Here is an 18,919-nt window from a genome sequence, read left to right as displayed (position 1 = left end):
CGTGAGGTACGAGGCATGCGCGCGACGTTAGGAAGCCGCGACGATCGAGCCGGGCCCCGCGGGTGAATGCGGGAAGGCGGCTGAGGGTCCATTCCCTGCCGTGCGGCGGACATCGGCGGTGCGGACATCGGCGGGGCGGGCAGGGCGCGAGGGGCCGGGCAGGCGGCACGCGGGCCGCCTGCCCGGCGGGGAGGGTCAGCGGCGGCGCACCGTGATCTGCCGCTCGGCGGTGACGCCGTTGACGGTCACCCGCAGCACCGCGGTGCCCGAACGGCGCGCGACGAGCGTGCCGGTGGCCGGGTCGTAGGAGACGACCGGCGCTCCCCCGTGGTCACGGTGGTCGCGCTCGTCGCCCACCACGTCGACGCGGCTTCCGGTCCAGTCGGCGCTGACCGGCCAGGCCACCGGCACGGTGCGGGTGCCGTCCTGGGTGATCGTCGCCGACGCCTCGGCCCGCTCGCCCACGTCGAGGGTGTCGGGCGCGCTGAGCACCACCGCGTCGGCACGGGCGTGCACCTCCGCCCGCAGCCATGCTTCGGAGTCGTCGGACGGTACGTCGAACAGGTCGCCGACGCGTCCTTCACTCGGGTCGATGCCGAGCATCGTCCAGCCGGTGAAACCACCGTTGTCGGGCGTGCCGGCCGGGTTCTTGCCCGAGTTGCCGTTGACCAGGTACGGGATGCCGTCGACGGAGGCGGCGGAGAAGACACCCGCGTGGGAGCCGACGAACGCGGCGGACTTGTGGCTGTCGGCACGGAAGTCGGCGAGCCACTGCTCCACCAGTGCCGCCTCCTTGCGGTCGCCCAGCTGGCTGGCCTTGTTCGGCAGCGGGTCCTCGGTGGGGTGGTGCTCGAAGACCACGACGCCGCTGACGGATCTGTCGTCGGCCGCGTCCGCGAGCTGGTCGTGCAGCATCTGCATCTGGGTGAAGCCGCCGCCGCGCAGGGTGCCGCTGGAGGAGTCGAGCGTGATGATGCGGGTGCCCTCGACGTCGAACGCCGAGGTGGTGTCGCCGAACTCGGCCTCGAAGTTGCGGGTGGAACCGGGGCCCATGATCTCGTGGTTGCCGGGCACGTACCGCCAGGGGATGCGCTTGCCGGTGCGGGCGTCGAACTCGTCGAGCAGCTTGCGGGCGAGCGCGAAGTCCTCCGGGGAGCCCTCGTCGACGAGGTCGCCGTTGATGACCAGCAGGTCCGGCCGCGCCTCGGCGATCTCGGCGAGGGTGCGCCGGGCCGCCTCGACGAGCGGGCTGTCGGGGTCACGGGCCACGAACTGGGCGTCCGACATGACGGCGACGCGCAGCGGGCGGTCGTCCACGGTGCCGTCGGTCACCACCACCGGGTCGGCGACCGTCGGCTGCACGGGCAGTTCCACGTCGGGGGCGACCTTGACCTTCAGGTCGCTGACCGTGACCTCACCGGTGTAGGAGCGTGCGGCGCTGGTCTCCAGCAGTCGCACCCGCTGGAAGGTCAGCGGATAGCTGGTGCCCGCGGGGACCGGGAACTCCACCTTGCGCCAGCCCGTCCAGGTGATCGTGGGGCCGTCGAGGTTCGCCGTCACACCCGATCCGGTGCGGTACTGCAGCCGGGGCCAGGCGCCGTTGCCGTCGCCGTGGATCCACATCGTGACGGCCTGGGGCTGGCCGGGCAGCTGGATCTGCTGCGGCGGCAGGGCGTACTGGCCGCGGGTGGCGGTGGACTTGGTGAAGTCGTACGTCAACTTGAGGCCGGGCGCGCCGTCGTGACCGGGGGCCGGGGCCACCGATCCGCCGGGGGCGCGGTCGTTCGCCGACGTCCAGGAGGCGGCGTCGGACAGGTCCGCGAAGGTCGTCTCGGCCAGGCCGACGGTGACCGCGACGTCGGTGGTCATGTCGCCGACGGTCAGACGCAGGGTGGTGGAGGCGCCGTCGGCCAGTCCCTGGACGGTGAACGTGGCGTCGTCGGCGGGCCGCACCGACACGATGCCCTCACCTCCGCTGACCTCGACGTCGGACGCCTCGATCGGCGCGGAGTCGCCGAGGGCGTCGTAGCCCGTCACCGTCAGACGCGCCTCCTTCCCGGCGCCGTCGAGCGCGACCAGGCTCCTGCTCGGGGCGATCCGCACGGCGGGCGCGAGCACGGTCAGCTCCTGCCGTCCGTCGGCGTGGTGACCGGAGGAGGCGACGACCTGTGCGGTGCCGGAGCGCCGTCCGGTGACGACGGCCGTGCCGTCCCGGCGGGAGTCGACGGACACCCGGCCGCCCTCGCCGCGCCACTGCACCCGTCCGGTGGGCAGCGGCGCGTAGGTCTCGTCGTGGGCGAGGGCCCGCACGGTCCTGCGCAGGCCGGGGAAGACCCGGTCGGAGCCGTCCGCCGTCAGGGCGGGCAGCACGCGGTAGCCGCGCACGGTGCCGGACCCGGGGGCCGCGAACAGGCCGAGTCCATTGGCGACCTGCCGCTCCGAGCCGTCGGAGGGGCTGTTGACGAGGCCGGTGGTGCTCTCACCCGGCATGCGGGCGGCCATGGTGGTCGAGCCGCCTCCGTCCATGTTCAGGGCGTTGACGGCGCCCAGGCCCTTCATGAACGCGCCGAGCTCGTTGAGGTCCATGCCGCGGCTGTCGGTCTGCTTGCCGTCGATCGCGACCAGGTACATGGTGCGGCCGTCGGCGGAGAATCCCACGCCGGTCCGCGAGGTGGCGGTGACCGTGTCGCCGTCCGTGAAGCGCTGCACCACTCCGTCGGCGACCAGCACCTGTCCACCGCCGACGGCGACCGCGACCTCGCCGAAGTCGGCCCGCGGGCGGTAGGCGACCTCGACGGTGTCACCGGGCACGAGCCCGGCCAACGCGTCGGCGCCCGCCTCCCGTCCGAGCAGCACGCTGGTGCCGGCGGGTATCGGGGCGCCGCTGACGGAGGTGCGCACGTCGGTGACCTTGCCGTCCCGCAGCCAGACCTCGGCGACCCGGTCGGCGCCGGCCACGGGCTTGGTGCGCGGCGAGGGGCCCCACTGGTCGGTGAACAGTCCGATGCCGCCGGCCGCCAGGGTCGGCGCGTTGACGCCGGACAGCTTGAGGTCCCGGGTGCCGCCGACGGTGACCTGACCTTCGAGGAAGACCTGGGCCAGTCGGCCGATGCCGTCCGCCCCGACGGCGACGGTCTGGTTGCGGCCCTCGGTGGGCGAGTTGACGAGACCGTCCTTGCGCGACACGGCCGCGCCGATGGGTGCCTCGGTGTCGTTCATGTCGAAGTAGTCGCCGTTGACGGCGGCCACGGCCCCGGTACGCGCGGCCTGTTCGGTGACCCGGGACTTGCCGGTGACCGTGCCGGAGGAGATGTGGTCGACGCTCAGCCGGTCGTCGGCCAGGTTCGCGACGAGCACCTGTCCGCGCACCCAGCCGTCCTTCCCGAACCGGTCGAACCGGGTCAGACCCAGACCGGGCGCGATCGGCGTGCGGTTCTCCCTGGTGACGATGGACTGCCCGGGCGTGCTGGGGATCAGGTGGGAGGGGGCGCCCGAAGCCGGCGCGCCGTGGGGAGCCGATGCCGGGTTCTCGGGAGTCAGCGCCTGAGCGGTCGTCACCATCCCCGCACCGATGCTGAGCGCTGTGGCCAGGGCGAGGACGACGGAACCGCGCCGTGCTGCGGCACGCGGGCGCGGGTCGGCGGGGTCAAGAAGGAACGGCACAGGCTGACTTCTTTCGTTTCGTGCTGAAAGTCGTGGTCAGCGCTCAGTGGACGCTCCGCGGATGTTGCGGCACCGTGAAGTATGTGACGGTCAGTGATGCGCGGGGTGAACTCTGCGGCACCCGCCCGCCGCGCGCGAAGTCGATGGTGTACGCCGCCGGATCAGGCGCTCCATCCGCCGTCGACGCGGACGGAGGAACCTGTCATGTACGACGCCCGGGGGCCGACGAGGAAGGCGATGACGTCGGCGATCTCCTCCGGGCGCCCGTAGCGCCCCAGGGGAATGCTTTCGATCACCGCGCGTCCGAAGTCGGAGTCGAGGGGCGGCGCCATGGTGGTGTCGGTGAATCCGACTTCCACGGTGTTGACGGTGATGCCGCGCGGCGCGAGTTCGTGGGCCCATGCCTGCCCGTAGGCCCGCACGGCCGCCTTTCCGGCGGCGTAGTCACCGAACCCGGACGTGGACAGCCGGGATGCAGCGATCGAACTGACGAGGACGACTCTCCCGCCGTCCGGCATCCGCGCGACGGCCTCGCGGGTGGCGGCGACCACGCCTTCGACGTTGACCGCCCACTGCTCGGCACGGCCCGAGGGGTCGGCGTCGGCGAGCGTGCCGGTGCGCAGGATGCCGGCGTTGTTGACCAGGATGTCCACCGGCCCGAGGACGTCGACCGCCTCCTGGACCATGGCCCTGATCTGCGCGGGGTCGGCCTGGTCCGCCCGGAACGACGCGGCCCGGACTCCGCTGCTCCTGATCGCGGTGACCACGGAGTCCGCGGCGTCGGCGGACCGGAGGTAGCTGATCGCTACGTCGGCTCCCGCCCTCGCCAGGCGGGCCGCGACGGCCGCCCCGATGCCCTGGCTCCCTCCGGTGACGAGCGCCGTCCTGCCGAGAAGGTCCTGGTCAGCCATGTCGGTCCCCTCGCACTGGCCTGGGCCGGGGCCACGGGAACGGCTCACCCGCCCTGAGATCATTGTGCGCCCGGGTCCGTGGCCGGGGCACCTCGGGAGCGACGGCGACCGTGGCGAGGCGGGACGAGCGATGTCTCACATCGTCCGACGTGACCTTGGATACACCCTTTTACACCCTGTTGTGCGTAACCTGGCTGACTGCTCTCGCGTCCAGCGGCACAGCTTCGGGACTCGTCGTCGATCGCTCAGGAGACCCATGCACCCCCGGATAGCCTCACTCCCGCCCGCCGCCCTGGCGGGCGGTGCGCTGACCGTCGGCATCGGCGGTCTGTATCTCGCAGGGCTGCTGTTCACCGGTGGCCAGATCGAGGCGGGTACGACGGTCCGCGGCGTGGACATCGGCGGCCTGGACCGCGCGGCGGCCACCCGCGAGCTGGAGCAGCACCTGTCGGCGACCGGCCCGGGGAAGCTGGCCGTGAAGGTCGGCGACCGCCAGGGCACGGTCGATCCGCGGCAGGCGGGGCTCGGCTACGACATCGCGCGAACCCTCGACCGGGCGGCATTCACCGGCGCCGATCCGATCAGCGTGATCGGCGGACTGTTCCGCTCGGGCGGCGAGGTCGCGCCGGTCGTGAAGGTCGACGAGGACAAGGCACGAGCCGCCCTCGGCCGGCTGGCGGAGACGCTCGACCAGAAGCCCCGCGACGGCGCCGTCTCCTTCGACGGCGGCCGCGTCGAGCAGGTCGCGCCCCGCAGTGGCTACACGCTGGACATGGACGCGGCGATCCGCTCCCTGCGCGTCCCCTTCGAGCGCGGCGCCGCGGACGCCGTCACGGTGCTGCCCGCGCGCGAGGCGAAGCCGAAGGTGAGCGCGCGGGAGGTGCGGCGGGCGGTGCGTGAGTTCGCGCAGCCGGCGATGTCCGGGCCGGTCACGCTCACCGCGCACGACCAGCGGTTCACGATCCCCCCGGCGGTGCTGGGCGAGCACCTGACGATGCGGCCGGACGACTCCGGCAGACTCACGCCGGCGCTCGACGGCAAGGGCCTGCGTGCCGCGCCCGCGGTGGCCGGCGCCCTGAACGGCCTTCCCCACACGCCCGAGAACGCCCGGCTGCGGCTCGACGGCGAGAAGGTCGCGGTGGCGGCGGACGCCGTCCCCGGCGTGGAGGTCACCGACAAGGCCCTGGGCAAGGCCGTCCTGCCCCTGCTCACCAAGTCGGGAGCCGCCCGCACGGGCGTGGTGGAGACACGGCGGATCGAGCCGCAGGTGACCCGTGAGAACGCGGCACGCCTCGGGCTGACCGAGAAGATGTCCTCGTTCACCGTCAACTTCGAACCGGCCGCCTACCGCTCGACGAACATCGGCCGCGCCGTGGACCTCATCAACGGTTCAGTCGTCATGCCGAACGAGACCTGGAGCTTCAACCGGACCGTCGGCGAGCGCACCGAGGCCAACGGCTTCGTCGAGGGCATCATGATCCTCGACGACAAGTACACCAAGGCGCCGGGCGGCGGCGTCTCCGCCGTGGCCACCACGGTCTTCAACGCGATGTTCTTCGCGGGCGTCGAACCCGTCGAGCACGGCGCCCACTCCTTCTACATCGAGCGCTATCCCGAGGGCCGCGAGGCGACGGTCGCCTGGGGCAGCCTCGACCTGAGGTTCGCCAACGACTCCGGCAAGGCCCTGTACATCCAGGCCGAGTCCACCGACACCTCGGTGACCGTCTCCTTCCTCGGCACGAAGAAGTACGACGAGGTCACGTCGGTCAAGGGACCCCGTACCAACGTCCGGGAGCCCTCCAGGAAGGTGAGCACCGACGAGAAGTGCGTGCCGCAGACTCCCCTGGAGGGCTTCGACGTCACCGTCGAACGGGTCTTCCGGGACGGCGGGCGGGAAGTGGGCCGGGAGCCGTTCCGCACGGGCTACACCCCTCGTGACGAGATCGTCTGCGAAGGGGCGCCCGACCAAGGTCAGCGGTGAGCCCCTCAGCCGACGGGAATGTCCCGCAGCATCGGGGCCGGGTCGTACGGCAGGAGCACGACGTCCAGGGTCAGCTCGACGGCGTCGCCGAGGCCGGGGATGCGCAGTCCGGGCAACAGGTCCTGGGCGAGGCCGAGTTCGGTCAGTGTGAGGCGCCCGGTCGCGCGGAAGGCCAGGTGCCGGGCGTCGTCGCGGAACGGGTCCACGGCGGACCCGGCCCAGCGCACGGCCAGCTCGATGTCGACCGGTCTGCCACGGAACTCCAGCGTGCCGCCGAGCTCGCCGTGGAGCGGGCCCGTACGGGTCAGCCGGTTGCCCAGGAAGCGGATCGTGGGGTGGTGCTCCACGTCCAGGAAGCCGGATCTGAGGTGGTCGTCGCGGGTCACGACCCCGGTGGTGACGCTCATCGCCTCGATCGTCACCTCCACCTCGGTGTCCCTGAGCTGGTCCTTGCCGGGCGCCAGGGTTCCGGAGAGGTGGGTGAAGCGTCCGCGCACCAGGCCGGCCCCGCGATTGAGGACGGCGAAGTGCACCGCCGTGTGCCAGGGGTCGAGGTACCAGCGCTCGCGTGCGCTCAGAGCGGTGTCCGGTTCGCACACCGGTTCCGGCTGTGTGGTCATCACAGCTCCCTTCGAGGTCCGCGGGCCGTCGCGGTTCCCGTCGAGGTCCACGGGCGCCGGGCCCGTGCCGGGCGGGCCGGGCGCCTCGGCGGTGTCGTGTCGCGCGCCGCACAAGTGCGGCTGGGGACCGCCTACTTGGCGTAGGCGGCCGAGATCTGGCCGACGAGCGTGGCGAACGGCATGTCGAGCGCCGCGTAGACGTCCCCGGCCTCGGGGGCCCCGTTGTCGGCGAGTATCTCGATCATCAGCGTGGCGTAGTCGCTGACCAGGACGCCGGCCTGCTGGAGCCGGATGAGGCCCGCCTCGCGCTTGGCCGCCGAGAAGGTGCCGGACGCGTCGAGAGCCACATAGGTTTCGTAGCCCTCGGCCCTCGCGGCGATCGCCGGGAGCGTGGCGCAGACCTCCAGCGAGATGCCGGTGAAGATGAGCTTCCTGCGGCCGGTGGCCTTGATGCGGTCACGGACACGACTGTCGTGCCAGGCGTTGACCGTGCTGCGGTCGATGACCTCCAGCTCGCTCGGGACGGTCTCGGCGAGCTCGGGGATGAGCGGCCCCCACATGCTGTCCGCGGCGGTGGTGGTCACCACGGTAGGTACGCGGAGCACCTGCGCCGCCTTCGCGAGCCCGACCACGTTGTGCTTCAGCTCCAGCAGGCTGATGTCGCGGACCCCGCTGTAGAGCCCCACCTGATGGTCGACGAGGACCAGCGCAGCGTTGTCGCGGGTCAGAGATGTGGGGAAGGTGTCATCAGGCATGACCGTCACGCTCCTGTCGTTCTCGACGCACTCTCCGGGAGGTTAGACACTTCCGGTGATTGTCACGATTTTGACCATTCGACGCTAACACGGACATATCGGATGACGGAAGGCCCTCGGCGCGACGGGTGGAGCACGGGCGGCGCCCGCCTCGCACCGGTGCTGCGTGCGGCGGCCCACCGGGGGCATACGCGTGACACGGCACCTACCGGCCGGCTCCCACCTCAAGGAGGCACAGCGTGCTCGGCATCATCGCGGCGGTCCTGTTCTTCATCGCCTTCCTCATCGACGCGGCGGACATCTCCACCAACGACGTCTTCAGCACTACCAACATCATGCTGATCGGGCTCACCCTGCTCGCCCTGCACGTGGCGGGGATCGGAAGCGGCCTGGCCGCGCGGGGCCGCAGGCGCTGACCGGCCGAGGCGCACCCCGGGAGCGGCCGGTTCAACTCGTCACCCACGCCCCGGGGTTCCACAGCCCGGCGCGGTTCAGGGACTGCGGGCAGTGCAGGTAGATCTCGTCGATGTCCAGGACGAGGGCGAGCTGCGGGCGGCGCCCGTCACGCGTCATCGCGTCGAAGAAGGGCGCGTCGGTGAGGATGCGGGCCCGGCCGTTGACGCGCAGGACCTGCTTGCCGCCGGGGATGAGGTACAGCAGGGCTGCGTGCGGGTTGTCGAGGATGTTGTGGAAGCTGTCGCCCCGCCGGTTGCCCGGCCGGTCCGGCAGGGCGAGGGTGCGCGGGCCCAGGACGTGGGTGAAGCCCGGGGCGTCACCGCGCGGCGAGACGTCACAGTTGCCGTCCGCGTCCGAGGTGGCGAGGAGGCAGAAGGGCGAGCGGGAGACGATGTCCAGGTCGTCCTCCGTCAGTGCGCCGTGCACCTTGTCGATGACCACGGGCCAGGGCTCGCCGAGGAGTTCGCGCAGTTCCTCGCGTGAGCCGAGTCCGACCCAGCCGGCCTCGGTGACGTCGTCCGGCCGGTCCCCGGTGGTGTCGGTCGTGTGCGGCAAGGACTGCTCCCAGCTGTGCGTGCCCTACGGATGAGTGATCGCACGGGAACACTAACCGATGTTAGGTTCGCCTTACCTAAGTGACCGGAGGTAGGGCACGACGCACCGCGGGGCGGTGACCGTTCCTCCGAACGGTCACCGCCCCGCGTGCGGTCTCGGGCCGTCGCCCGTCAGCGGACCGGAACGCCGGCCGGTGCGGCGGGGGCCGCCGGCGACTCCGCACCCGCGCTGGCCGCGGGGTCGGCTCCGGCGGTGGCCGGGGCGGCGGTGGCCGGCGCCGACTGCGCGGGCGCCACGTTCAGTTCGGCGAGCATCGTCCGGGTGAAGCCGAAGTAGTACGTGGCCAGGAATCCGCCCAGGTAACCGACGACCAGGCCCGCGGCGTACACGGCCACCGTCCGGCCGAGTCCGTGGTCGCCGTCGAGCAGCGGGAAGAGCGCCCAGCCCGACGGGCCGATCGCGGTGGAACCGACGTCCGTGCCCAGCTGGTTGAAGAGCCCCACGAACGCGCCACCGAGGGCGCCACCGGTGCAGGCCGTGATGAACGGGCGGCCCAGCGGCAGGGACACACCGTAGATCAGCGGCTCGCCCACGCCGAGGAAGCCCGGCCACAGCGCCGACTTGATGGTCGTACGGATCGAGGTGTTGCGGTGCAGCCGGAAGTAGACGGCGATCGCCGCGCCGACCTGGCCGGCGCCGGCCATCGCGAGGATCGGCAGCAGCACGGTGTAGCCCTGCTGCTCGATGAGCGTGGTGTGGATGGGGATCAGCGCCTGGTGCAGGCCCAGCATGACCAGCGGCAGGAACAGACCGCCGAGGATGAGTCCGGCACCCGCGCCGCCGTTGGAGAGCAGCCAGTTGGCGGCCTCACCGATCTTCGTGGAGACCTCACCGGCGAGGAACATCAGCCCGAAGAGGGTGGCCAGACCCGCGACCAGCACGGTGATGGTCGGGGTGACCAGGACGTCGATGGACACGGGCACCCAGCGACGGCACCACTTCTCGATCTGCACGGCGAGCCACGCCGCGCCCAGCGCGCCGAGGACACCGCCCTGACCCGGGGAGAGTTCCTGGCCGAACGCCTCGACGTTGGCCACGCCCGCGTAGACGATGATGGCGGCGACGGCGCCGCCGAGGATCGGTGTGCCGCCGAACTCCTGGGCCGTGTTGTAGCCGACGAACACGGCGATCAGCGCCATGAACCCGGAGGCCATCGCGGCGAGCGCCGGGGTGATGCCGGGCAGCCAGCCCAGGTTGACGAGCAGACCGTTCAGGCCCGCGATGATGCCGCAGCCGATCAGCGCCGGGATCAGCGGCACGAAGATGTTCGCGATGCGGCGCAGCAGGAGCTTGAAGGGGGTGGCGTTCTGGGCCTTGCGCTCCGCGCGCAGCGCCGCGCCCTGTACGGCGAGGTCCTCGGCGGTCACGGGGTCACCGCCCGGGACGCCACCAGCCGCGGGGGCGGCCTCGGCAGCCTCGGCGCGCTCCTGCTCGACCAGGGTCTCGAACTCCGGGGTGACGCGGGCGACGGTGCCCGGTCCGAGCACGATCTGGTAGGTGTCGTCCTCGACGACGCCCATCACCGCCGGCAGTGCCTTGAGCTGTTCCTCCTGCACCAGGGTCCGGTCGTGCAGGCCCAGCCGCAGCCGGGTCATGCAGTGGGCCACCGACGCCACGTTCCGCGCTCCGCCCACCAGGGGCAGGATGGCGGCCGCGGTGTCGCGGTACTTGTTCTCGTTCGCCATGAGATCGGCCTTGCTGTGAGTATCGGCTGGTAAATCGGCTGGTACGTCAGGCGGCTGCGGTCTCCAGGGCGCTGCGCAGGTGCCCGTGCGCGTCCTGGAGCAGGCGCTCGGCCGTCCGTGCGTCCACGGATCCGAGCAGGGTGAGGATGGCGTTCTTGACCTCGCCGCCGGTCGCCGCGAGCGCGGCGGCGACGGCCTCGTCGGAGGCGTCGGTCGCGAGGCCCACGATCCGGTGGGCGCGGGCCCGCAGCTTCTCGTTGGAGGCGCGGACGTCGACCATCAGGTTCCCGTAGGTCTTGCCCAGCCTGATCATGGTGATGGTGGAGAACATGTTGAGCACCAGCTTCTGCGCGGTGCCCGCCTTCAGCCGGGTCGAGCCCGTCACGGTCTCCGGTCCGACCACGACCTCGATGCCGTGGTCGGCGGCCGCGGCCAGCGCGCTGTCGGCGTTGCAGGACAGCCCCACCGTGAGCGCGCCGAGGGTGCGCGCGTGCCGGACGGCCTCGACGGCGTACGGGGTGCGGCCCGAGGCGGAGATGCCGACCACCACGTCGTCCGCGGACACCCTCAGTGCGTCCAGGTCCTGACGGGCCCCCTCCTCGGAGTCCTCGGCGCCTTCGACGGCGGTGACCATGGCGGCCGGACCTCCCGCGATGAGGCCCACCACCTGCGACGGGTCGGTGTTGAAGGTGGGCGGGCACTCGGAGGCGTCGAGCACACCGAGCCGTCCGGCGGTGCCCGCCCCGGCGTAGACGAGCCGTCCGCCCCGCGCCATCCGCTCGGCCATGCCGTCGACGGCGGCGGCGATCTCGGGGAGCCGGGCCGCGACCGCCGCGCTGACGGTGGCGTCCTCGGCGTTCATGTGGCGGGCGATGTCCAGCGTGCTCAGGCGGTCGATGTCCGCCAGGTCGGGGCGGTACGCCTCCGTGGCCATGGTGGCGAGCTGGTCACGCAGCAGGCCGTTCCCTACGGCGTCTTGGGTGGACATGAACGTTCACGGCTCCTGTGGTTCGGGCATTTCAGGTGGCTTGGGTGTCTCTGGCGCTTTTCCGTCATACGCGACGGACAGCGGGATCGGCCGGTCCGTGTGACACGAGAGACAGCGACGAAATTTTCTTTCATTTCGCTCCGGCGAAACGAAACATATTTTCAGTGCGCGGGCGCGTCAAGACTCGGTAGGCGATCAGTGGGTCACATCCCGGCCACGGTCGGGGTGGTGGCCTCGTCGAGGAGTTCGAGGATGTGCCGGTAGGGCCGCCCGGTGGCGCGGCTCATCCCGAGCTCACAGGTGCGGTTGCAGGAGGCGTAGGCGTCGTACGAGCGGGTGTTGATCTCGGCGGCCTGGCGGGCCGTGGCCACCGCGGTGACCTCCGGGTGCAGCAGTCCCCGGTCGCCCGCGAACGCGCAGCAGCCCCAGGAGTCGGGCACCGTGACGTCCGGGCTCAGGGCGGCCGCCAGAGTCCGCAGGGCGTCGTCGGCGCCCAGGTGGGTGGTCGAACAGGTGGGATGCAGGGCCAGGGATCCCACGGGCCGCACGGCGGGGAGGGCGGGGAGCAGCCGCTCGGCGGCGAAGGCCACGCTGTCCACGAACCGCAGGGTCGCGTAGCGGGCCCGGTCCTGCTCGGGCAGCGCGTCGGCCAGCCCTTCCAGGCCGTGGGTGCACGAGGAGGCGTCGCAGACGACGGGCAGCCTGCCGTGGTCGGTGGCCGTCCACAGGGCGTCCAGCGTGCGGGCGGCCATGGTGCGGTGGCCCCGCGTGTACCCCTTGGACTGCCAGGGGGTGCCGCAGCACAGGCCGCCCAGTCCGTCCGGCACGGCGACCGGGACCCCCGCCCGCTCGCACAGGCGCAGGAAGGCGTGCGCCGCTCCCCCGGCCCCGCCGGCGCCGTCCTCGGCCGCGAAGAGGCTTCCGATGCAGGCGGCGAAGAACACGGCCTCCGCGTCGGCGGGACGCCGTGGGGCGGGACGGTCCGGCCCGCTGCGCGGCATGTCCGGGGTCCATACGGGGACCAGTTCCCCGGCACCCAGCCCTCGCACCGCCCTCGTCGCCGCCCTGGTGACGGGCAGCGGGACGGCATGGGCCGCCTTGAGCGCCGTACGGACGCCCGCGACCGCTCCTTCCCAGTGCCGCGCCACGCGGTCGGCGGCGCCCTGGGCCGCCTTTCCGTGCCCGTCCGCGCGCAGCCGCTTCATGACCTCGCCCGTGTCGATGTGGACCGGGCAGGCGGTGACGCACAGGCTGTCGGCCGCGCAACTGCCGACGGCCGCGTAGCCGTAGTCGTCCTCCAGGGCGCGGCGCCGGTCGTCGTCGCCCGCGGCCCCCGCGAGGGCGATCTCGCGCAGCAGGGCGATGCGCTGTCGCGGGGTCGTGGTCGCGTCGGCCGTCGGGCAGACGGGCTCGCAATAGCCGCACTCGACGCAGGCGTCCACGGCCGGGTCGACCTCCGGGACGCTCTTCAGGTGGCCGAGGTGCGCGCCGGGGTCGTCGTCGAGGAGGACGCCGGGGCTGAGCAGCCGGTGCGGGTCGCACAACCGCTTGAGCTCCCGCATCACCTCGTAGAGTTCGTCGCCGTACTGGCGCCTGACGAACGGGGCCATGGCGCGTCCGGTGCCGTGCTCGGCCTTGAGCGTGCCGCCCGCCGCAAGGACGAGGTCGACCATGTCGTCGGTGAAGCGGGCGTAGCGGTCCAGTTCGCCGCCGGAGTCGAAGTCCTGGGTCAGCATGAAGTGCAGGTTGCCGTCGCGTGCGTGCCCGAAGATCACCGCGTCGTCGTAGCCGTGCCGGGCGAACAGGTCGATCAGGCCCTCGCCGGTGGCGGTCAGCCGCTCCATCGGCACCGCCACGTCCTCCAGCAGGGCCGTCGTACCGGGGCGGCGCGCGCCGGCGACCGCGGTGTACAGCCCCTTGCGCAGCCGCCAGAGCCGGTTCCGCTCCCCCGCGTCACGGGTGAGCTCCGCCGTGGTGACGGTGGGCAGCTGCCGCAGCGCGGGGTGGGCGGCGGCGACGGTGTGCTCCAGGGCCTCGGCGTCGTCCTCGGCGAACTCGACGAGCAGCGCCGCATGGCCGCCGACGGTGAGAGCGCGCAAGGCCTCCACCGGGTCGGCGGACCGCTGCGCCACCCGCAGGGAGGCGGCGTCGAGCAGTTCCACGGTGCGGGCCCCGGCGGCGAGCAGCGCCGGCAGGCAGTCGGTCGCCTCGGCGAGGCCCGGCAGGACGAGCAGCCCCGTGGCGGTGTGCGGCAGGAGCGGGACCGTGCGGAAGACGGCCTCCGCGACGAACCCGAGCGTGCCCTCGCTGCCCACCATCAGCCGCGCGAGGACGTCGGCCGGGGTGGAGTGGTCGAGGAAGGAGTTCAGCCCATACCCCATGGTGTTCTTCATGGCGAAGAGCCGCTCCACCGTGGCCCGCGACGCGGCCGATCCGCGCACCCGGTCCCGCAGGCGCAGCAGTCCCGCGTGCAGTTCGGGTTCGCGCGCCCGCAGCGCCTCGTCGGCGTCCGCGTCCGCGGTGTCGACGACGGTGCCGGAGGGCAGCACGAACCGCAGGGACTCGATGGTGCGGTAGGCGTTGTCCCGGGTGCCGCAGTTCATGCCGCTGGAGTTGTTGGCGACGAGGCCGCCGATGGTGCAGGCGCTCTCGCTTGCCGGGTCCGGGCCCAGCCGGCGGCCGTACCGGGCGAGCCGGGCGTTGGCCCGGCGGACGGTCAGTCCGGGCTGGAGGCGGACCCGGTGCCCGTCGTCGAGGATCTCCGCGTTGCGCCAGTGCGTGCGTACGTCGATCTGGACGCCGTCGCCGCCGGCCTGGCCGGCGAGGCTGGTGCCGCCGGAGCGCAGGGTCACCGGGACGCCGGCCGCGCGGGCTCCGGCCATCAGTGCGCCGACCTCGCCGGCCGAGGCGGCGCGGACCACCGCGCGCGGGGTGAACAGGTAGGGCGAGGCGTCGTGGGCCGCCGCGATCCGGCGGGGCAGCGCGGTCGTCACCCGGGCCGGGTCGCCGACGCACGAGGCGAGCAGTTCGGCCAGCCGCTCGTCGGAGGGCGGCGACGCGGGGGCGGACGGGACGGAGGCGGTGGGGTGGCTCATGGCTCCTCGGCGCCGCCGGTTCGGCGCGGGACGACGGTGGGTCACGGGAGTATCGGGATCACCGTCGCGCGATGTCAATAACTTACGACCGGATGTGCGACATGTAATTAAATTACATTCGGCGCATGGGCAGGCCTGGGCGCGGGGCGGAGCGGGACATCGGGGTGCCGTCGGGCATGCCGACGCGCAGGTGCTACGGGCGACGCCGCCGGCGTCGCTGCACGGCGGTGTAGGTCTCCTGGAGGGCCGCCGCCGCGGCGTCGTAGGAGCGCTGCGCGACGGCGACGAACAAGCAGTCGACCAGGGCCAGCTGGGCGATCCGGCTGACCGTGGCGCCCGAGCGGAACGGTGTCTCGCGGGCGGAGGTGGTGAGGACGAGGTCGGCCGCCTCCGCCAGCGCGGACCGGGGGAAATTGGTGAGGGCGACGGTGGTCGCTCCCCTGGCGGCGGCCGCGGCCAGCGGCTCGACGGTGTCCTCCGTCTCCCCGGAGTGGGAGATGCCGATCGCCACGTCGCCGGGCCCCAGCAGCGCGGTCGCCGTCAGGGCGGCGTGGACGTCGGTCCACACGAACGCGATGTGGCCGACGCGGTGCAGCTTCTGGTGCAGGTCCTGGCCGACGAAGCCGCTCGCGCCGACGCCGAAGATGTCGATGCGCCGGGCCGTGGCGAGGGCGTCGACGGCCCGGCCGAGGACCGTCGGGTCCACGCTGCGGGCGGTCTCGTCGAGCGCGCGCACCTCGTTGTAGATGATCTTCTTGACGATCTGTTCCAGGGAGTCGGAGGGATCGATGTCGGTGCCCAGCGCCGACTGCTCCCCGCCGACCGCCCGCTCGTGCGCGACCGCGGCGGCCAGGGCGAGCCGCAGCTGGGGGTAGCTGCCGAAGCCGAGCGTCCGGCAGAAGCGCAGCACTGTGGCGGGTGAGGTGGATGCTCGTTCGGCTAGCGCGCCGATGGAGAGTTCCGAGCTGCCGGCCGGGTCCGCGAGCACCGCGTCGGCCACCCGTCGCTCCGAGGGCGGCAGCGTGGGCCGGCCGGCGCGGATGCGGGTCAGGGCGTCGGCTCCGCCCGCACCCACGGGGCCGCGCTCCGGCGTGAGGGGCTCGTCCCGGCGGCTCATCGGCTTCCTCCTGCACCGGACGACGGGGGCGTACGCACCGTGACAGGCAGTTAATCACAACACCAGGTCACGACGGTGCCGGGGCATCCGACGAGCCGCTCGGTCGCTCAGCCGCCCAGGATCCACCACAGCCCGTTGCCGCCGAGGAGCGTGCTGTCCCGCTGGATGAAGCCGAACATGTTCGGCGTGAAGGCGTAGCTGCCCTTGCCGGTCGGGCGTGAGGCGCCACCGGGGATGACGAACACCGCGCCGGTGTAGTCGTTCTCGCAGGCGGCACCGACGAGCAGTTCCGGCATCCCGTCCCGGTCGACGTCCCCGGCCGAGACCGTGGTGCCGAAGCAGTCACGGTGTTCGGAGATGCTCGGGACGCCGGGGGTCTCCTGGTGGAAGGAGTACGCGCCCGCGCCCAGCCCGCCCGTCCGCCGGCCGGGGATCACGGTGACCGTGCCCGCCCTTCTGACGCTGCCGACGGCTTCGTTGGGTGCGCCGACCACGATGTCCGCGAGACCGTCCCGGTTCAGATCGGCCACGGTGACACCGGCACCGAAGGTGTCGCCGCGCTCGCTCGAGCCGGGTACGCCCTCGGTCCGCTGCGTGATCTCCTCGGGCTGCGCGTCGCCGGCGATGCCGTCCGCCGACCCGCGCCAGAGCAGCACACGGCCGCCCAGCGCACCGTCGCAGCAATGGGTCGCCTCCTGGGGGTCACCGACGACGAGGTCGGCGTACCCGTCGCCGTCGACGTCACCGGTCGCGGCGATGAGCCCGTTGCCGTTCCGAAGCCCCTCCGGCCATGGCCGACTTCCCGTCGGGCGCACCCTGACCTGACTGCCCGACAGGTCGGCCCGGTGGCCGCCGAGGGCCACCTGGTCGGGAACGCCGTCGCGGTCGAGGTCGCCGAGTGCCACCGACCCCACGGCGTCCTCCTCCGCGTTCTGCGCCGCGGAGCCGAAGGCGCCGGTACGGCTGAACGGGCCGGTGAAGGCGACGGTCACCTTCGCCCCGCCGACCAGGACCTGCGTCCTGGCGCCCGCCCCCAGGCCGGCCGCGGCCACGTCGAGGCCGTACGCCTGGTTGGCGGCGGCGGCCGGCGGTGGCAGCACCGTGCCGCGGCCGAGGCCGTCCCTGCCGCCCCAGAGCACCATCACGACACCGGAGTTGACGCCGTACGCGGTGTCCTCGTACGGCGAGCCCACCACCAGGTCGGCGTACCCGTCCCGGTTCAGGTCGGCGGTCGCCGTGGAGGCACCGAAGCGGTCGTACGGCTCGACCGAGCCCGGCACGCCGTACGTGTTCTGAGTGATCGTCTTGCGTCGGCCGGCCGAGAGACCGGAGGACGAGCCGTACAGCACCACGACGGCGCCGGCGGCCACCTTGCCGGAGACGTTCGCACCCGGCGCGGGCAGGACCGCGTCCCGGTACCCGTCCCCGTTGAAGTCACCGGGTGCCGCGGCGTGCACGGCGGCGGCCGGAGCCGCGGGCAGCAGCGAGCCCGCCATCAGTCCGGCCGCCATCACCGCGGCCGTTCTCCATCTGCCCATCTGTGCGTCCCCTTCCCCAAGGCGCGGCCAGGGCTCGCGCCGACGGCACACGGGAGGCGCGACGGTCTCCGAGGCCGGTGGAACCGGCCGGACATCGTGCGGCAACCCGTTCGCCATGGATACGTCACAGAGGGGACTCGTGGCCGGGTCGGAAGGTTGTGGGAGCGGTCCGGGCGGCGGTCGCCTCCGGGGCGTTCCGTCAGTTGGGCAGTGAGGACAGCGCGGCGGCGACCCGCTCGGAGGTCTCCGGCGGCGTCGAGGCGTGCGGGGAGAGCCTCAGCGAGTCGGTCCGCACCGTCGCCGTGATCCCCTCGGCCTGCAGCGCCTTGGCGACGAGCAGGGGGTCGTGGTCCGGCAGCGCGAAGGAGAGGATGCCCGCCCGGCGCGCCGGATCGGCCGGGGACAGGACGCGGCCGCCGGAGCGCCGGACGACCTCACCGAGTTCCGCGACCCGCGCTGCGACGGCCTCCTCGATCGCCGCGACGGTGTGCCGTTCCACGAGGTCCAGCGCGGCGGCGAAGGCGCCCGCCGCCACCGGGCTGAGATGCGTGATGGACCATCGCCGCGCGTCGGGGGCGGGCCGGTGCTCCGTGTCGTCGAAGAGGCCGGGCTCCTCGACCCCCGTCCAGCCGGTGAGCACCGGCTCCAGGGTGTCGAGCGCCCGGTCGGACAGGGCGGCGAACCCCGTGGACCAGCCCGCCCGCAGCCACTTCTGGCCGCCCACGACGAGGACGTCGGCGGCCTCCCAGGGCATCTGCGTCACGCCGAAGGCCTGGATGGCGTCGACGATCAGGAGCCGTGATGCCCCGATCACCTCGCGCAGCGCGGCCAGGTCCGCGCGGAACCCGGTGCGGAAGTCCACCGCGCTGACGGACACGGCGACGGTGTCGTCGGTCAGCGCTGCACGGACCAGGTCGGGGCCGACGCCCTCGCCGGGCGCGGGGTCGAGCCAGCGGGGCGTGACCCGGCCCAGGTCCGCGGCGCGGCGCCACGGGTACTGGTTGGAGGGGAAGTCGGTGCGGGGCGCGAGGACGACGCCCTCGCGCATGCCGAGCGCGGCGTGGAAGAGGCCGGTGGACGCGTTGGGCAGGAGCACGGTGTGCCGGGCGTCGGTGCCCGCGAGCCGGGCCGCGCTCTCGCGTGCGGCCAGGTCCGCGCGCATGAGGTCGTCCACGGTCCCGTGGTCGGCCCGCGCGGACTCCTCCATGGCCCGGGCGGTGGCTGCCACGACGTCCCGCGACGGCGGCCCGAACCGGGCGAAGTCCAGGTAGCCGGCGGGTGTGTCGAAGTGCGCTGCGTACGACGTAAGCACGGGGGGCTCTTCCTTCCGGGACGGTGCGATCGAGCGGAGCGGAGCGGCCGCCGGGCCGGGAGCGTGCGTGGCGATCCACCGGCTCCCGCCGTCCCCCACGGTAGGGGCCCTGCCCGGCGCCGCCCGCACCAGGGCCGACGTCCCGGGGCCCGTGCACCGACCGCCGGCGAAACGGCCGGACGC

13 protein-coding genes are annotated in these 18,919 nt (G+C 72.9%); 2 read left to right on the top strand and 11 right to left on the bottom strand.

All coding sequences use genetic code 11. The features are described from left to right. Positions 1-195: 195 nt before the first annotated feature. Positions 196-3,663 carry a phosphodiester glycosidase family protein gene (locus ACIP2X_RS05965; RefSeq protein ID WP_401668035.1) on the bottom strand — a complete coding sequence of 1,156 codons (3,468 nt, stop codon included), beginning with the start codon at positions 3,661-3,663 and terminating at the stop codon, positions 196-198. Between the two features lie 161 nt (positions 3,664-3,824). Then, positions 3,825-4,574, bottom strand: coding sequence for an SDR family NAD(P)-dependent oxidoreductase (locus ACIP2X_RS05960; protein WP_401668033.1), 750 nt, complete (start codon positions 4,572-4,574; stop codon positions 3,825-3,827). A gap of 256 nt (positions 4,575-4,830) precedes the next feature. Here ACIP2X_RS05960 and ACIP2X_RS05955 point away from each other — a divergent pair, with 256 nt between their 5' ends. Continuing rightward, a complete protein-coding gene (locus ACIP2X_RS05955; protein WP_401668031.1) occupies positions 4,831-6,555 on the top strand; it encodes a VanW family protein in 1,725 nt (574 codons plus the stop codon). Between the two features lie 5 nt (positions 6,556-6,560). On the opposite strand, the gene ACIP2X_RS05950 is transcribed toward ACIP2X_RS05955, so the two are convergent. After that, positions 6,561-7,175, bottom strand: a complete 615-nt coding sequence (locus ACIP2X_RS05950) for a YceI family protein (RefSeq protein ID WP_401668029.1) — start codon at positions 7,173-7,175, stop codon at positions 6,561-6,563. 131 nt (positions 7,176-7,306) lie between these two features. Further along, the gene (locus ACIP2X_RS05945) at positions 7,307-7,930 is read right to left on the bottom strand and encodes an isochorismatase family protein (protein WP_401668027.1); all 624 of its coding nucleotides are present in this window, start codon (positions 7,928-7,930) and stop codon (positions 7,307-7,309) included. Positions 7,931-8,169: 239 nt separating this feature from the next. Here ACIP2X_RS05945 and ACIP2X_RS05940 point away from each other — a divergent pair, with 239 nt between their 5' ends. Next, the gene (locus ACIP2X_RS05940; protein WP_401668025.1) at positions 8,170-8,346 is read left to right on the top strand and encodes a hypothetical protein; all 177 of its coding nucleotides are present in this window, start codon (positions 8,170-8,172) and stop codon (positions 8,344-8,346) included. A gap of 31 nt (positions 8,347-8,377) precedes the next feature. Here the strand turns inward: ACIP2X_RS05940 and ACIP2X_RS05935 are convergent, their stop codons facing one another. The 7 genes from ACIP2X_RS05935 to ACIP2X_RS05905 all read right to left on the bottom strand — a co-directional run bounded on the left by ACIP2X_RS05935 (position 8,378) and on the right by ACIP2X_RS05905 (position 18,736). Next, positions 8,378-8,941: an MSMEG_1061 family FMN-dependent PPOX-type flavoprotein gene (locus ACIP2X_RS05935; protein ID WP_401668023.1), complete on the bottom strand. Its 564-nt coding sequence runs from the start codon at positions 8,939-8,941 to the stop codon at positions 8,378-8,380. Between the two features lie 170 nt (positions 8,942-9,111). After that, positions 9,112-10,686, bottom strand: a complete 1,575-nt coding sequence (locus ACIP2X_RS05930; protein ID WP_401668021.1) for a PTS transporter subunit EIIC — start codon at positions 10,684-10,686, stop codon at positions 9,112-9,114. 46 nt (positions 10,687-10,732) lie between these two features. Beyond that, on the bottom strand, positions 10,733-11,674 hold the full coding sequence (gene murQ, locus ACIP2X_RS05925) for an N-acetylmuramic acid 6-phosphate etherase (RefSeq protein WP_401668018.1): 942 nt from the start codon (positions 11,672-11,674) through the stop codon (positions 10,733-10,735). Positions 11,675-11,877: 203 nt separating this feature from the next. Further along, positions 11,878-14,769, bottom strand: a complete 2,892-nt coding sequence (locus ACIP2X_RS05920; RefSeq protein WP_401668015.1) for an FAD-binding and (Fe-S)-binding domain-containing protein — start codon at positions 14,767-14,769, stop codon at positions 11,878-11,880. Positions 14,770-14,962: 193 nt separating this feature from the next. Further along, positions 14,963-15,886 (bottom strand): MurR/RpiR family transcriptional regulator, encoded by a 924-nt coding sequence (locus ACIP2X_RS05915; RefSeq protein WP_401668013.1) that lies wholly within the window; start codon positions 15,884-15,886, stop codon positions 14,963-14,965. 107 nt (positions 15,887-15,993) lie between these two features. Then, a complete protein-coding gene (locus tag ACIP2X_RS05910) occupies positions 15,994-17,424 on the bottom strand; it encodes an FG-GAP-like repeat-containing protein (RefSeq protein ID WP_401668010.1) in 1,431 nt (476 codons plus the stop codon). 199 nt (positions 17,425-17,623) lie between these two features. Beyond that, entirely contained in the window at positions 17,624-18,736 is a 1,113-nt protein-coding gene (locus ACIP2X_RS05905; RefSeq protein ID WP_401668007.1) for an aminotransferase class V-fold PLP-dependent enzyme, read from the bottom strand. Between the last annotated feature and the right edge of the window lie 183 nt (positions 18,737-18,919).

The organism is Streptomyces sp. NPDC089424 (genome assembly GCF_044749345.1).
Taxonomy (GTDB): Bacteria; Actinomycetota; Actinomycetes; order Streptomycetales; family Streptomycetaceae; genus Streptomyces.
The sequence above is the reverse complement of the archived record's forward strand: the minus strand, read 5'-3'. Positions and strand labels throughout refer to the sequence as shown.